Below are 15,204 nucleotides of genomic sequence, written 5' to 3'. Positions count from 1 at the left end.
ACGTCAGCGGGTGGTGACGCGGGCCCGGATGCCGCGGAAGTGCTCGTTCATCGCGGAGCGGACGGCGGCCTCGTCCCTGGCGCGCAACGCCTCGAGGATGGCGCGGTGCCAGCTGGCCGTGGCCTCGGGGGTGTCGTCCGCGCGCGGCAGTTGCGCATCGAGCGCGTGGAACACCTTCCAGAACACCTGGAGCAGGTCGAGCACCAGGTCGTTGCCCAGCGGCCGGTACAGCGTCTCGTGGAAGCGCCAGTCCTGCTCGGGGGCGTAGCGGCCCTGGCGCGCCTGCCGCTCCATCGCGGACACGGCGTCCTCCAGCGCGGCGAGGTCGATCCGGTCGTAGGCGGCGAGCACGCGACCCACGAGGCCGGTCTCGAGCACCTCCCGTACCTCGAGGAGATTGCGGATGTCGGCGTAGTCTCCGCGCACGGACAGCGCACCGCGGAAGGCGAGCCCGGCCTCCAGCGCCGAGAGCGGCACCGAGCCGACATAGGTGCCGTAGCCGTGCCGGATGTCGACGATGCCCACGGCCTCCAGCGCCTTCATGGCCTCGCGCAGGGGGTGCCTGCTGACCTCGAGTGCCTCCATGAGCTCGAACTCGGTGGGCAGCGGGGAACCCGGGGTGAGCCCGCGGTCGACGATCAACCGCTTGATGGACTCCTGCAGGGCGCGCTGGTTGGCACGCGCGCCGGTGGGCCTGCCTGTCGCCGGGGTTGCCACAGCCGTCGAGTCTAGATGTTCAGCCACGGGTCACCGGGTCCCCGAGCCGTACTTGCATCGCGCGTCCTCCCCCGCTACCGTTCCCCGCTGACATAGGACATCCTATGTCCTCGGAGTGAGAAAGGTCCACGGCCATGGCAACGTCGCCGCCCGACAGTCCCCGGTCGTTCCGTCAGCTCAGCGGGCCCCAGCGCAAGGCCTTCCTCGCCGCCTGGCTGGGCTACCTGCTCGACGGCTTCGACTTCATCCTGATCACGCTCATCCTCACCGAGATCGCCGCCGACTTCCAGCTCGACCTCACCAAGGCGGCGACGCTCGTCTCGGCCGCGTTCGTCTCGCGCTGGCTCGGCGGGCTGGTGCTGGGCGCGATCGGCGACCGGTTCGGCCGCAAGCCCGCCATGATCCTCGCCATCCTCGCGTTCTCGATCGGCAGTGGCCTGTGCGGCTTCGCGTGGGACTACTGGTCGCTGTTCGTCTTCCGCGCCGTCGTCGGCCTCGGCATGGCGGGCGAGTACGGCTCGAGCGCGACCTACGTGATGGAGTCCTGGCCCTCGTCGATGCGCAACCGCGCGACCGGCTTCCTGCTCTCGGCCTACCCGATCGGCACCGTGCTCGCCGCGCTGGCCTACGAGGTGGTCGTGCCGCAGCTGGGCTGGCGGTGGCTGTTCTACGTCGGCATCGTGCCCATCGCGCTCACCCTGTACCTGCGCCGCGCGCTGCCCGAGGCCGCCGAGTGGAAGGCCGAGGTCGAGGGGCGCGAGGACGTGACGACCTCGTCGGTCCTCTTCACGGCGCGGCGGCGGCTGCCCAACGCGGCACTGGCCGTGCTGCTGTCCACGGCGCTGGTGTTCGTCTTCACCGGCACCGGCGGCGCCGCGACGCCGTATCTCATCGCCGTGACGGTGCTGTGCCTCGCCGCGTTCGCGGTGCAGGTCGCCGGGCGGCTGTGGCCGGTGATGATCGCGATCATGCTCACGGTCTTCTGCGCGTTCCTGTACTCGTGGCCGATCCAGTCGCTGCTGCCGACCTACCTCAAGACCGACCTCGGCTACGACGCCGGGCAGGTGTCCCACGCGCTGACGTGGGCCGGGCTGGGCTACGCGGCGGGCTCCTGTCTCGCGGGCGTGCTCGGCGACCGGCTCGGCACCCGCCGCGCCTACGTGCTGGGCCTGTTCGTCTCGCTGGCGTTCGTCTTCCCGGTGTTCGCGCTGCCCGCGGGCAACATCGTGCTGCTGTGGGTCCTGCTGTTCGTCATGCAGGCCACCAGCCAGGGCATCTCGGGCCTGCTGCCCAAGTACATCGGCGACCACTTCCCCACCCGGCTGCGCGCCGCCGGGCTCGGGTTCTCCTACAACGTCGGCGCGCTCGGCGGCGCGGTCGCGCCGCTGGCGGGCGCGGCCATCGCGGAGGACATCGGCAGCCTCGGCACCGCGCTCACCGTCCTGGCGGGCTCGCTCACCGTCGTGGTCGCGCTGATCATCGGGCTCGACCTGCCCGCGCGCATCGGCCGCGCGCTCGGCGCGGACTCCGGCGCTCCCGCCTTCCTCCCCCGCGAAAGGAAACCCGCCAGTGAGTCATCCGGTGCCTGATGTTCTCGCCCTGCACGGCGTCGTGCCCCCGCTCGTCACCCCGCTGGACGAGCACGGCGACGTGGATCGCCGCTCGCTCGAACGGCTGCTCGGCTTCCAGCTGGAAGCCGGGGTGGACGGAGTGTTCGTCGGCGGTTCCAGCGGGGAGATCGCGCTGCTGGACGGCCGGCAGCGGCGCGCGGTCGTGGAGGTGGCGGCGGGCACGGTCGCCGGTGCGGTGCCGGTGCTGGCCGGTGTGGTGGACACCGGCACGCGCAGGGTGATCGAGCACGCGCGCGACGCCGCGCGGCTCCGTGCCGACGCGGTGGTGGTGACCGCACCGTTCTACGTCCAGCCGCACGCGAGCGAGATCGTGGCGCATTTCCGGCACGTGCACGCGGCCGTGGACGTGCCCGTGGTGGCCTACGACATCCCGAGCGCGGTCGGCGCGCGCCTCACCCCCGGGGTGGTCGGCGAGCTGGCCGAGGCCAAGGCGGTGGTGGCGCTCAAGGACTCCAGCGGTGACCTCGCGTCGTTCCGGGAGATCCTGCGCCAGGCCGACCTGCCCGCGCTGACCGGCTCCGAGCTGCTCGCCGACACCGCGCTCGGACTGGGCGCGGCGGGACTCGTGCCGGGCCTGGGCAATGTGGACCCGCACGGTTACGTGCGGCTGTACCGGGCGATGCGCGACGGCGACGCCGGGGCCGCGCGGGCGGAACAGGACCGGCTGGCCGCGCTGTTCCGCATCGTCTCCGTCGCCGATCCCGGCCGGATCGGGTTCACCGCGGGCGCGCTCGGCGGGTTCAAGGCGGCGCTGGCACTGCGCGGCGTGCTCGCCTGCCCGGCGACCAACCTGCCGCTGCTGCCGCTGAACGAGACCGAGACGCGCACCATCGCGGCACACCTCGCCGAGGCCGGGCTCGGCGAGGTGTGACGCGGGGACTCACAGGTCGGGGAACCAGAGCTTCAGCTCGCGCTCGGCCGACTCGGGCGAGTCGGAGCCGTGCACGAGGTTGAACTGGGTCTCCAGGGCGAAGTCGCCGCGGATCGTGCCCGGCGTCGCCTTGTCGACCGGGTCGGTGCCCCCGGCCAGCTGACGGAACGCCGTGATGGCCCTCGGGCCCTCGACGGCGATCGCGACGACGGGGCCGGAGGTGATGAACTCCAGCAGCTCGCCGAAGAACGGCTTCTCCTTGTGCTCGGCGTAGTGCTCCTCGGCCACCGAGCGCTCGACGTTGCGCAGGTCCATCGCGGCGAGCGTGAGCCCCTTGCGCTCGATGCGCGAGATCACCTCGCCGACGAGGCCCCGCTTGACGCCGTCGGGCTTGACCAGAACCAGGGTGCGCTCACTCACGGGATGTCTGCTCCTTCGCGTGTCACTCGCCGTCGTCTCATGGCGCGGGAATTGCCAGGGCGAGGTTAGCCCAGGCGCACTCAGCGCTCGGGCCGCAGGGTGGTCGACCAGAGCGAGGCGCCCGTGCCGTCGCGCAGGTCGACGGTCAGCGCCCCGCTGGCGCCGTCCACGGTGAGCTCGCCGAAATGCTGGTAGCCCTCCAGCGGCGAGGTGTTGGCCCGGGGCGGCGCGTGCACGAACTCCGCCTTCGGGCCGAACGTCGGATCGAGCGTGTTGGGGCCGAACGCGCCCGCGTGCAGCGGGCCGGAGACGAACTCCCAGAACGGCTCGAAGTCGCCGAAGGCGGCGCGGTCGGGCGAGTAGTGGTGCGCCGCCGTGTAGTGCACGTCGGCGGTCAGCCACACGACGTTGCGCACGCGCCTGCGGGCGATCTCACGCAGCACCCAGGCGAGCTCGCTCTCGCGCCCACCGGGCGCGCCGGGCAGGCCGTTGGCCACGCCCTCGATGTCGTCGCCGTCCGGCACGATGAGCCCGATCGGCAGGTCGGCCTGGATGATCTTCCACGTGGCGGTGCTGCGGCTCAGCCCGCGCACCAGCCAGGCGGCCTGCCGCTGCCCGAGCACCGAGCCCGGCGCGGCCCGGTCGGCGGTGTTGGCGTCCTTGTAGCTGCGCATGTCGAGCACGAAGATCTCGACGCTGCCGTAACGGAAGCTGCGGTGGACGCGCCCGTCGACAGCGGCCTTGGCGTCGATCGGCTGCCACTCGTGGAACGCCTGGAACGCCCTGCGGGCCAGCACGTCCACCCGCTTCTCCGTGTACTGGGGCAGGTCGAGGATCTCGCCGGGGTACCAGTTGTTGACCACCTCGTGGTCGTCCCACTGCACGTAGCTGGGCACGGCGGCGGCGAAGGCGCGCACGTTCTCGTCGAGCAGGTTGTAGGCGAACTGGCCGCGGTACTCCTCCAGCGTCTCGGCGACCTTCGCCTTCTCCGGCGTGACGAGGTTGCGCCAGACGCGGCCGTCGGGCAGGGCCACGGTCTCGGCCAGCGGCCCGTCGGCGTAGACGGTGTCGCCGTTGTGCAGGAACAGGTCGGGCCGGCGGGCGGCCATCGCCGCGTAGGCGGTCATGCCGCCGATGTCGGGGTTGATGCCCCAGCCCTGGCCCGCCACGTCGCCCGACCACACCAGGCGCACGTCGCCGCCGGGGCGGGGCGCGGTGCGGAACCGGCCGGTCAGCGGCTCGCTGGCGGCGCGGCCGTCGAGGTCCTCGGCGGTGACCCGGTAGTGCACCTCGGTGCCCGGGGGAAGGCCGGGCACGCGCACCTTGCCGGTGCCGCCGGTCCGCGGCGTCAGCAGCGGGCCGCGCAGCCGGCGCACCCGGCGAAACGACGGGTCGGCCGACACCTCGACCAGCATCCGGGACGGCCGGTCGGCGCGGGTCCACACGATGGCCGAGTGAGCGTCGACGTCACCGGACTGGATGCCGTGGGTGAGCACGGGTCTGCCGGAGCGGGCGAAGGCGGGGGCGGCGCCGAGCACACCGGAGGCGAGCACGCCGGTGCCCAGCAGGCCGGCCTTGAGCACGCCGCGGCGGCGCAGGGGAGTCTGTTCGGTCATGCGGAACTTCTATCCGCCGGTAACGGCCACCCGGCCAACTGTGGTCGACCACATCGTGAACTCCGGACGAGCCGCAGACCCTGCCGTTCGGCGGTGCCGGGCAACACGCGGCGGTTCTAGCGTGGCGCCGTGACGAGGAAACGGAACCGACTGACAGTCGCACTCGCGGCGCTCGCCGTCGCGCTCACCACCACGCCCGCCGTCTCCGTCTCCGCCGCCGACCGGGCGGGGCACGGAACCGGCGCCACGGCCGTGATCCGCTACACCGAGCACGGCATCCCGCACATCGTCGCCCGCGGCTTCGCCGGGATCGGCTACGGCTACGGCTACGCCGCCGCCCGCGACAACCTCTGCGAGCTGGCGAACACCTATCTCACCGTGTCCGCCGAGCGCTCCCTGCATCTGGGCCCGGGAGGGTCGGGCAACAGCGCACTGAGCGCGGCACGCGACAACCTCACCAGCGACCTGCATTTCCAGCGCATCAACGACTCCGGCATCGTGGAGCGGCTGCTCGCCAGGCCCGCACCGGCCGGACCGCGCGCGGAGGTGCGCGAGATCGTCGCCGGGTACGTGCGCGGCTACAACCGCCACCTCGCCGAGACCGGCCCATCCGGCGTCACCGACCCCGCCTGCCGTGGCGCGGCGTGGCTGCGGCCGATCACGGAGCTCGACGTCTACCGCCACTTCTACGCGATCAGCAGTGTCGCGGGGCAGGGCGCGCTGACCAACGGCATCGCCGCCGCCCAGCCTCCGGCACCCGGCGTGCCCTCTTCGGGGCCGGCGGCGGACGCCGCCACGGCACACCGCTTCGCCGAGGGCCTTTCCGGCGCGCTCGGCTCCGCCGACCTGGGCAGCAACGGCATCGCCATCGGCGCCGACGGCACGGCGAAGGGCAGCAGCGTGCTGCTCGGCAACCCCCACTACCCGTGGCACGGCGGCCGCCGGTTCTGGCAGTCGCAGCTGACCATTCCCGGGCGGTTCAACGTCTCCGGCGCGAGCCTGCTCGGCATTCCGCTGGTGCAGATCGGCCACACCGCCGACGCGGCGTGGACGCACACCGTGGCGACCCCGCGCACGTTCGGCCTGTACGAGCTGCGCCTGGTCCCCGGAGACCCGACGAGCTACCTCGTCGACGGCCGCCGGGAGCGCATGACCGCCAGTGAGGTACGGGTGCGGGTGAAGCAGCCGGACGGCACGCTGCGGACGGTGAAGCGCACGTTCTACGGCACCAGGTACGGGCCCATGCTCACCGAGGCCCCCGGTATGCCGCTGCCCTGGACCGCCACGTCCGGCTACGCGGTGCGCGACGCCAACGTCACCAACCTTCGGGGCCTCAACACGTGGTTCGAGCTGAACCGGGCCCGTGGCACCCACGACATCGTGCGCGTGCTGTCCGACACGCAGGGCGTGCCGTGGGTCAACACGGTCGCCACCGACCGCGCGGGCAACGCGCTCTACGCCGACATCCAGGTGGTGCCCCACGTCACCGACGAGCTGGCCGAGGACTGCGGCACCGCGCTGGGCAAGCAGGTGTTCCCCGCGACCGGCGTGCCGGTGCTCGACGGATCCCGCGAGGCGTGCGCGTGGGGCAGCGATCCCGGCGCCATCGAGCCGGGCCTGTTCGCGCCGTCGCGGTTACCGGTCCTGCACCGCCGCGACTACGCCCTCAACTCCAACGACAGCGCGTGGCTGACCAACCTTTCCGCCCCCATCACCGGCTATCCGCGCATCGTCGGCGACGTCGGCACCGAGCGCTCGGCCCGCACCCGTGAGGCACTCGTCAGCGTCGAGCAGGCGCTGTCCGGCAGGGGATTCACGACCGCGTCGATGCGGCGGCTGCTGTTCGGCGACCGCAGCAGGCTCGCGGTGCTGGCGGCGGCCGACGCCGCGCGGATGTGCGCGTCGCTCCCCGACGGCCGGGCGCCGTCGTCGAACGGGCCCGTGGAGGTGGGTTCCGCCTGCCGCACGCTGGCGCGGTGGGACCGCACCTACACCGTGGGCAGCAGGGGCTCGCTGCTGTTCGAACGCTTCACCGCCGGGCTGGGCGGTGTGCCCGGAGGGCCGTGGCGGGTGCCGTTCGACCCGGCCGACCCGGTCGGCACCCCGCGAGGGCTCGACACCCGCAGGCCCGAGGTGCGGCGTGCGTTCGGCGACGCGGTCGCCGAGCTCCGGGCGGCGGACATCCCGTTCGGCGCGCGCCTCGGCGACCACCAGTACGTGGTGCGCGCAGGCGAGCGGATCCCGGTGCACGGCGCGCCGCACGCGCTGGGTGTGCTGAACATGCTGGTGCCGGTGTGGGATCCGCAGCGGGGCAACACCGAGGTGGTGCACGGCTCCAGCTACATCCAGGTGGTCGGCTTCGGCCGCGGCGCCTGCCCGGACGCCTCGACGCTGCTCACCTACTCGCAGTCGGCCGATCCGACCTCGCCGCACCACGCCGACCAGACCCGGCTGTTCTCGCGGGGCGAGTGGGTACGCGGCCGGTTCTGCGAGCGGGACATCCTCGCCTCCCCCGCGCTGCGGGTGGTGCGACTGCCCTGACGCGCGCGTTCGGCCGACCGCCCGCGAGCCGAAGGTCACCTTGGGTACCTGGTGTGTACCCAAGGTGCCCCTCGGCTCGGCGAGGGCACCTACTGTTGCTGGCTGGGCAGGCGGCCCTGCGCCATCCGGCGGGCCACGTCGCGGCGCAGCCACATCAGCCACAGCCACACGGCCAGGAACAGCACGCCGATGATCGCCACCGACGGCAGGGCGATGACGAACGCGAGGAGCCCGGCGTGCAGGGCGAGGATCACCCAGATGCTCCACGGTTGGCGCAGCACCGCGCAGCACAGCAGGAGCGCGACGGCGATGCCGATGATCACCCAGCCCTGCGCACTGGTGAGGCCGCTGCCGAGCTGCGCGACCACCGGCAGCGCGAGCGCCACCACGATCGCCTCCAGCACCAGCGTGCCCGCCTGTACGCCGCGGAAGGACTTCATCGGGTCCTTGGCGGGCGGGGCGGGGGTCTGCTCGTCGGTCATGCCGGCTCCTTGCCGAACAGCGTGCGGGCCTCGCCCGCGGTGACCACGGAACCCGTGATGAGCACGCCGCCGCCTGCCAGCGGCTCCTCGGGATCGTCGGGCTGCTCCACCAGCGCGACCGCGGTCTCGATGGCGGTGTCGAGCACCGGCTCGACGGTCACCCGCTCCTCTCCGAACACCAGGGTGGCCAGCTCGGCGAGCTCGGCGACGGGCATGGCCCGCGGCGAGTGGCTCGACGTCACCACGACCTCGGAGACCACGGGCTCCAGCGCCTCCAGGATGCCGCGCGCGTCCTTGTCGCGCAGCACGCCGACCACCGCGGCGAGCCTGCGGAAGGCGAACTCCTCGTCGATGGTCCTGGCGAGCGCGGCGGCGCCGTGCGGGTTGTGCGCCGCGTCGAGGAGCACGGCGGGCGCGGCGCGCACCCGCTCCAGCCTGCCGGGCGTGACGATCTCGGCGAACGCCTCGCGCACCGCGTCCTGCACCAGCTGGCGGTCCTTGCCCGCGCCGAAGAACGCCTCGACGGTGGCCAGTGCGAGGGCGGCGTTGGCCGCCTGGTGCGCGCCGTGCAGCGGGAGGAACACCTCGTCGTAGACGCCGCCAAGCCCCTGCAGCCGGAGCAGCTGCCCGCCCACGGCGATGGTGCGGTCGAGCACGCCGAACTCGCTGCCCGCCCTGGCGACGGTGGCGTCGACCTCGACGGCGCGCTCCAGCAGGACGCGTTCCACCTCGGGCTCCTGCTCCGCCAGGATCGCGACGGCACCGGGCTTGATGATCCCGGCCTTCTCGCCCGCGATGCTCGTCAGATCGCCGCCGAGGTACTCGACGTGGTCGAGCCCGATCGGCGTGATGACGGCGACCTGGCCGTCGGCGACGTTCGTCGCGTCCCAGCTGCCGCCCATGCCGGTCTCCAGCACGGCGACCTCCACCGGCGCGTCGGCGAACGCCGCGAACGCCATGCCGGTGAGCACCTCGAACTTGCTCATCCTCGGCTCGTCCGGCCCGGCGGCGTTGTCGACCATGGTCACGAACGGCGCGATGTCGCGGTAGGTGTCGACGTACTTCTCGGCCGAGATCGGCGCCCCGTCGATGCTGATGCGCTCGGTGACCAGCTGCAGGTGCGGGCTGGTGTAGCGGCCGACGCGCAGGCCCATGCGGGTCAGCAGCGCCTCGATCATCCGCGCCGTGGAGCTCTTGCCGTTGGTTCCGGCCACGTGCAGCACGGGGTAGGTCTTCTGCGGATCGCCCAGCAGGTTCGCCAGCGCGCTGATCCGGGTGAGCGACGGCGCGATCTTGGTCTCCGGCCAGCGCTCGTCGAGCTCGGCCTCCACCACGCGTAGCTCGTAGCGGGCCTGCTCGGCGATCGCGGCCTCGTCCACCGGCTCCGGTTCCGGCTCGTCCGGCAACGGGCCTGCGATGAAGTTGTCCCCCTCGCTCAGCTCGGGGGGAAACTCCTGGTCGTCGGACGACACGCACAACTCCCAACACACCTCGGCTATCCGGCCGAGTCTACGTCCGCGCTGGCCAGCCTCCGTCCGTACCCTTCGACGACAACGACCACGACCACCCGCCGCTGCTGCGCCACATGCCTCGCGCACGGAACTGCCCGCCGGCCGTTACGACGTCATCTCCTGCCTCGCCTCGCTGCACCACCTGCCGTTCGAGACGGTGACGGCGCTGCTGCCCGGCACCACGGTTCTGGCGCTGCCTGCTCAGCTGTCGCGCCAGCTGAGCGCCCCGGACGGGCAGAGCTCCACGGCCTCGCGGGCCGCGTCGGCGTCGGCGCCCTGCGGGGTGCCGTCGAGCACCACGACGGTGCCGTCGTCGTCGTTCTGGTCGAACACGGCGGGCGCGGTGAGCGCGCACATGCCCGCGGCGATGCAGACCTCGGGGTCGGCCTCGATCATCCGTTCCTCCTCACCAGGTCACCGGAAGCCGGTGCACGCCGTAGATCGCCATGTCGCCGCGCAGCGGCACGTCCTCCGGCGGCACGGCCAGCCGCAGCGACGGGAAGCGCTCGGCCAGCGCGGCGAAGCCCACCCGCAGCTCGATGCGGGCCAGCTGCTGACCGAGACACTGGTGCACGCCGTGCCCGAACGCAAGGTGGCCGCTCGCGTCGTGGGCGAGGTCGAGCGTGTCCGCCCCGGCGAACCGCGCGGGGTCGCGGTTGGCGGCGGGCAGCGACACGGCGACCGACTCCCCCGCCGTGATCGTCTCGCCGCCCAGCTCCACGTCCTCGACGGCGGTGCGGGTGGTGCCGAACTGCACGACGGTGAGGTAGCGCAGCAGTTCCTCGACGGCGGCGTCCACGGAGACCCGGCCCTCGCGCAGCGCGTCGAACTGCGCCGGGTGGCGCAGCAGCGCGAACGTGCCGAGGCCGAGCATGTTCGCCGTCGTCTCGTGGCCCGCGACCAGCAGCAGGAAGGCGATGCCGGTGATCTCGGCCCCGGTCAGCTCGCCGCCCGCGACGAGCCCGCCGAGCAGGTCGTCGGAGGGCCGCGCACGCTTGGCCTCGATCAACCCGCTCAGGTAACCGGTGAGCGAGTTCATCGCGGTGCCGGCCTGCTCGTCGGTGGCGTCGAGCCGCAGCAGCTCCGCGGTGTCGCGCTGGAACCGCTCCCGGTCGGCGTAGGGCACGCCGAGCAGCTCACAGATCACCAGCGACGGGACGGGCAGGGCGAACGCGGGCACCAGGTCGGCGGGCGGTCCGCTGCGCCGCATGGCGTCGAGGTGCTCGGTGACGATCTGCCGGATCCGGGGCAGCAACCGGTTGATCCGCCGCACGGTGAACTGGCCGGTGAGCAGGCGCCGGTAGCGCGTGTGCTCGGGCGGGTCCATGACGATGAAGAAGCCGGGGCTCGCGGGCTTGCCCGCCTGCAACTCGTCGACGCTGGGGCGCGGGACGACGACGCGGCGCAGCTCCTGCCTGCTGCTGAACCGGGCGTCGGCGAGCACGGCCCTGGCGAGCTCGTGCGAGGTGACCAGCCAGCCCCGGTGCCCGTCGGCGAACGTCATGCGGCGCAGCGGTCGCGGGTCGCTCAGCAGCTCGGCGGGCGGGTCGAAGGCGTCGGTGCGGGTGGTGGGCAGGAGATCGGTCATGAGTAGCCCCCTGTGCCGGAAAACTGACATTAACTATCAAACAAGACCTACTGTCAGAAGACAACCGTTGAAGGTTCCAGGACCGCACCTCCCGCACCCCGGGCCCGCCGAGCCGAAGGGCACCCTCGGTACGTGGTGCGTACCCAAGGGGCCCTTCGGCTCGGCCACGGCGGACAACGCCACCCGATCGCCGACTACCGGCGAGCGCGGGCGACGGCTAGGAAGGAAAGGGCCACACCGTGGGGAAACGGGGGAACCATGCCCAGCCGCCGTCGCCTGCTCATCGTCGTCGTCTCGGTCCTCTCGACGCTGCTGGCGGCCACGGCCACCGCGAGCGCCTCGGCGACGGAGACCGTGCGCCCCCGGCACTACGTGGCGCTCGGCGACTCCTACACCTCGGGACCGCTGATCCCGTTGCAACGGCTGAACCCGTTCGGCTGCTTCCGCTCCACCGCCAACTACCCGTCGCTGGTGGCCCGCACGGTCGGCCCGGCGAGGTTCACCGACGTCAGCTGCGCCGGCGCCGACACCACCCACATGACCCGCGCGCAGCAGGTGACGCTCGGGCGCAACGCCCCGCAGTTCGACGCGCTGCGGGCGGACACCGACCTGGTGACGCTCGGCATCGGCGGCAACGACCACGGCGTGTTCGGCCGCATCGTCGGCACCTGCCCCGAGCTGCGCGACTCCGACCCCACGGGCGCACCGTGCCAGGAGCACTTCACCGTCGACGGCGTCGACACCATCAAGGCCGCGATCGCCGGCACGGAACGCAACGTGGCCGCGGTGCTGGCCGGAATCCACGAGCGGTCACCACGGGCCACCGTGCTCGTGATCGGCTACCCGAGGATCGCGCCGCCCACCGGAACGTGCCCGGACGTGCTGCCCTTCGCCGACGGCGACTACGTGTGGCTCAACAGCGTCGAGGAGACGCTCAACGCCGCGCTGGAGAAGGCCGTCGCCGAGGACGGTGGGGCGACGTTCGTCGACATGTATCCCGCCTCCCTCGGCCACGACGCGTGCGCGGGCCGGGCCGCGTGGATCCAGGGCAAGAACACCGACCCCCTCGCCGCGGCCTCGTACCACCCGCGGCGCTCCGGGATGGCCGGCGTCGCCGCGGAGGTCCTCAGCCACCTGTCATGAGGGCAGCGCGTCCAGCCGGGCCGTGATGCGCTCGATGTCGGCGGCGGCGGTGTCGCGGCGCACGCGGATCTTGTCGACCACATCGGCGGGGGCCTTGGCGAGGAAGCCCTCGTTGCCGAGCTTGGCCTCGGTCTGCTTGAGCTCCTTCTCGGCCACCGCGAGATCCTTCTGCAGGCGCTTGCGCTCGGCGGCGACGTCGATCGTGCCGGAGGTGTCCACCTCCACGGTCACCGTCCCGGAGCCGAGCGCCACCTCCAGCGACGCCGTCGCGGAGAAGGCGTCGCCGGGCTCGCTGAGCCGCGCCAGCGCACGCACCGCGTCCTCGTGCCCGGCGAGCGGGGAGAACCCGGCACCGCCCAGCCGCGTCGCCACGCGCTGCCCGGGCTTGAGCCCCTGGTCGGAGCGGAACCGGCGGATCTCGGTCACCAGCTTCTGCACGTCGGCGATCCGGCCGTCGGCCACCGGGTCGGCCTCCGGCAGCGTCACCACACCCCCGGGCCACTGCGCCACGACGAGCGACTCTCCCCCACTGCCGGTGAGCGTGGTCCACAGCCGCTCGGTGATGAACGGGATGAACGGGTGCAGCAGCCGCAGCACGGTGTCGAGCGCGTGGCCGAGCACCGCGCGGGTGTTCTCGGCGTGCTCGCCGGCGAGCTGGACCTTCGCCAGCTCCAGGTACCAGTCGCACAGCTCGTCCCAGGTGAAGTGGTAGAGCAGGTTGGTGGCCTTGGCGAACTGGAAGTCCTCCAGCAGCTCGTCCACTTCGGACACCACGGCGCCCAGCCTGCCGAGGATCCAGCGGTCGGACTCGGTCAGCTCGGCCGCCGGGGGCAGCGGCCGGTGCACCGTGGCTCCGTTGCTCATGGCGAACCGGGCGGCGTTCCAGAGCTTCGTGCAGAAGTTGCGCGAGCCCGCCGCCCATTCCTCGGCGAGCGCCATGTCCGCGCCCGGATTGGCGCCGCGGGCGAGCGTGAACCGCATGGCGTCGGCGCCGAAGCGGTCCATCCAGTCGAGCGGGTCGATCGCGTTGCCGCGCGACTTCGACATCTTCTTACCGCTGGCGTCGCGGATCAGCCCGTGCAGGAAGACGTGGTCGAACGGCTGCACTCCGCCACGGGCGTACACGCCGAACATCATCATCCTGGCGACCCAGAAGAACAGGATGTCGTAGCCGGTGACCAGCACGCTCGTCGGGTAGAACTTCGCCAGGTCGGCGGTCTCGTCCGGCCAGCCCATCGTCGAGAACGGCCACAGGCCCGAGGAGAACCACGTGTCGAGCACGTCCGGATCCCGGGTCCAGCCTTCACCCGAGGGCGGCTCCTCGTCCGGGCCGACGCACACCACCTCGCCGTTCGGGCCGTACCACACGGGGATGCGGTGCCCCCACCACAGCTGGCGCGAGATCGTCCAGTCGTGCATGTTGTCGACCCACTCGAAGTAGCGCTTGGCCAGCTCCGGCGGATGGATCGTGGTGCGGCCGTCGCGCACGGCGTCGCCCGCGGCGCGGGCCAGCGGCTCGACCTTGACCCACCACTGCAGCGACAGCCTCGGCTCGACGACCGTGTCGCACCGCGAGCAGTGCCCGACGGCGTGCACGTACGGCCGCTTCTCCGCGACGATGCGGCCCTGCTCGCGCAACGCGGCGACGACGGCGGGCCTTGCCTCGAACCGGTCCATGCCCTCGAACGGTCCCGGCGCGGTGATCACGGCCCGCTCGTCCATGATGGACGGCATGGGCAGGTTGTGCCGCCTGCCGATCTCGAAGTCGTTCGGGTCGTGCGCGGGCGTCACCTTGACGGCGCCGGTACCGAACTCGGGATCGACGTGCCTGTCCGCGACGATCGGGATACGGCGGCCGGTGAGCGGGAGCTCCACCTCGGTGCCGACGAGGTGTGCGTAGCGCTCGTCGTCGGGGTGCACGGCCACGGCCGTGTCGCCGAGCATCGTCTCGGCGCGGGTGGTGGCCACGACGACGGCAGCGCCGTCACCGTCGCCGTAGCGGATGGACACCAGCTCGCCCTCGTCGTCGGAGTGGTCGACCTCGATGTCCGACAGCGCGGTGTGGCAGCGCGGGCACCAGTTGATGATCCGCTCGGCACGGTAGATGAGGCCGTCGTCGTAGAGCCTCTTGAACATGGTCTGGACGGCACGGGAGAGCCCCTCGTCCATGGTGAACCGCTCGCGCGACCAGTCGACGCCGTCGCCGAGCCGCCTCATCTGGCCGAGGATCCTGCCGCCGTACTCGGCCTTCCACTCCCACACGCGCTCGACGAAACACTCGCGGCCGAGGTCGTGGCGGGACAGCCCCTCGTTCGCCAGCTCCCGCTCGACGACGTTCTGCGTGGCGATGCCGGCGTGGTCCATGCCGGGCAGCCAGAGGACCTCGTAGCCCTGCATCCGCCTGCGCCGGGTGAGCGCGTCCATGAGGGTGTGGTCGAGCGCGTGGCCCATGTGCAGGCTGCCGGTGACGTTCGGCGGCGGCAGCACGACGGTGAACGGTGGCTTGTCCGACGCCGCGTCGGCGGTGAAGTAGCCCGCGTCTACCCAGCGCTGGTACAGGGCGGGCTCCTCGTCCGCCGGGTTCCAGGCGTTGGGCAGGTCGGTGTGCTGCTGGGGCGCGTTCTCCGTCACAACTGACAAGTCTACGAACCTGCTCACCGGGCTCGTCACCGAGTCTGACGAGC

The 15,204-nt window shown here is 72.3% G+C and carries 12 protein-coding genes; 4 read left to right on the top strand and 8 right to left on the bottom strand.

Annotation, left to right across the window (positions count from 1 at the left end; translation table 11 throughout):
• Positions 1–3: 3 nt before the first annotated feature.
• Positions 4–717 (bottom strand): FadR/GntR family transcriptional regulator, encoded by a 714-nt coding sequence (locus tag BAY60_RS14880; RefSeq protein WP_425466469.1) that lies wholly within the window; start codon positions 715–717, stop codon positions 4–6.
• 134 nt (positions 718–851) lie between these two features.
• On the opposite strand from BAY60_RS14880, the gene BAY60_RS14875 reads away from it, so the two are divergent.
• Positions 852–2,306, top strand: a complete 1,455-nt coding sequence (locus BAY60_RS14875; protein ID WP_112281515.1) for an MFS transporter — start codon at positions 852–854, stop codon at positions 2,304–2,306.
• Positions 2,299–3,219: a dihydrodipicolinate synthase family protein gene (locus BAY60_RS14870; protein WP_211330330.1), complete on the top strand. Its 921-nt coding sequence runs from the start codon at positions 2,299–2,301 to the stop codon at positions 3,217–3,219. The genes BAY60_RS14875 and BAY60_RS14870 overlap by 8 nt, the downstream gene beginning before the upstream one ends.
• 9 nt (positions 3,220–3,228) lie before the next feature.
• On the opposite strand, the gene ndk is transcribed toward BAY60_RS14870, so the two are convergent.
• Both ndk and BAY60_RS14860 read right to left on the bottom strand, forming a co-directional pair.
• Positions 3,229–3,639, bottom strand: coding sequence for a nucleoside-diphosphate kinase (gene ndk, locus BAY60_RS14865; RefSeq protein WP_112281513.1), 411 nt, complete (start codon positions 3,637–3,639; stop codon positions 3,229–3,231).
• A gap of 80 nt (positions 3,640–3,719) precedes the next feature.
• A complete protein-coding gene (locus BAY60_RS14860; protein WP_112281512.1) occupies positions 3,720–5,255 on the bottom strand; it encodes an alkaline phosphatase D family protein in 1,536 nt (511 codons plus the stop codon).
• Between the two features lie 129 nt (positions 5,256–5,384).
• Between BAY60_RS14860 and BAY60_RS14855 the strand changes: the two genes are divergently transcribed.
• Entirely contained in the window at positions 5,385–7,796 is a 2,412-nt protein-coding gene (locus tag BAY60_RS14855; protein WP_245992506.1) for a penicillin acylase family protein, read from the top strand.
• 89 nt (positions 7,797–7,885) lie between these two features.
• Here the strand turns inward: BAY60_RS14855 and BAY60_RS14850 are convergent, their stop codons facing one another.
• The 4 genes from BAY60_RS14850 to BAY60_RS14830 form a co-directional block, all read right to left on the bottom strand.
• A complete protein-coding gene (locus tag BAY60_RS14850) occupies positions 7,886–8,278 on the bottom strand; it encodes a DUF4233 domain-containing protein (RefSeq protein ID WP_112281511.1) in 393 nt (130 codons plus the stop codon).
• Positions 8,275–9,750, bottom strand: a complete 1,476-nt coding sequence (folC, locus tag BAY60_RS14845; RefSeq protein ID WP_112281510.1) for a bifunctional tetrahydrofolate synthase/dihydrofolate synthase — start codon at positions 9,748–9,750, stop codon at positions 8,275–8,277. Before folC ends, BAY60_RS14850 begins: the two co-directional genes overlap by 4 nt.
• Before the next feature lie 240 nt (positions 9,751–9,990).
• A complete protein-coding gene (locus BAY60_RS14835; protein ID WP_112281509.1) occupies positions 9,991–10,185 on the bottom strand; it encodes a ferredoxin in 195 nt (64 codons plus the stop codon).
• 10 nt (positions 10,186–10,195) lie between these two features.
• Positions 10,196–11,377: a cytochrome P450 gene (locus BAY60_RS14830; protein ID WP_112281508.1), complete on the bottom strand. Its 1,182-nt coding sequence runs from the start codon at positions 11,375–11,377 to the stop codon at positions 10,196–10,198.
• Positions 11,378–11,635: 258 nt separating this feature from the next.
• Here BAY60_RS14830 and BAY60_RS14825 point away from each other — a divergent pair, with 258 nt between their 5' ends.
• Positions 11,636–12,520, top strand: coding sequence for an SGNH/GDSL hydrolase family protein (locus tag BAY60_RS14825; protein WP_112281507.1), 885 nt, complete (start codon positions 11,636–11,638; stop codon positions 12,518–12,520).
• Here the strand turns inward: BAY60_RS14825 and BAY60_RS14820 are convergent.
• Positions 12,515–15,151: a valine--tRNA ligase gene (locus BAY60_RS14820; protein WP_112281506.1), complete on the bottom strand. Its 2,637-nt coding sequence runs from the start codon at positions 15,149–15,151 to the stop codon at positions 12,515–12,517. The two genes, BAY60_RS14825 and BAY60_RS14820, sit on opposite strands and share 6 nt — an antisense overlap.
• Between the last annotated feature and the right edge of the window lie 53 nt (positions 15,152–15,204).

Origin of the sequence: Prauserella muralis, from assembly GCF_003202285.1 — a bacterium.
GTDB lineage: Bacteria > Actinomycetota > Actinomycetes > Mycobacteriales > Pseudonocardiaceae > Prauserella_B > Prauserella_B muralis.
The sequence above is the reverse complement of the archived record's forward strand: the minus strand, read 5'-3'. Positions and strand labels throughout refer to the sequence as shown.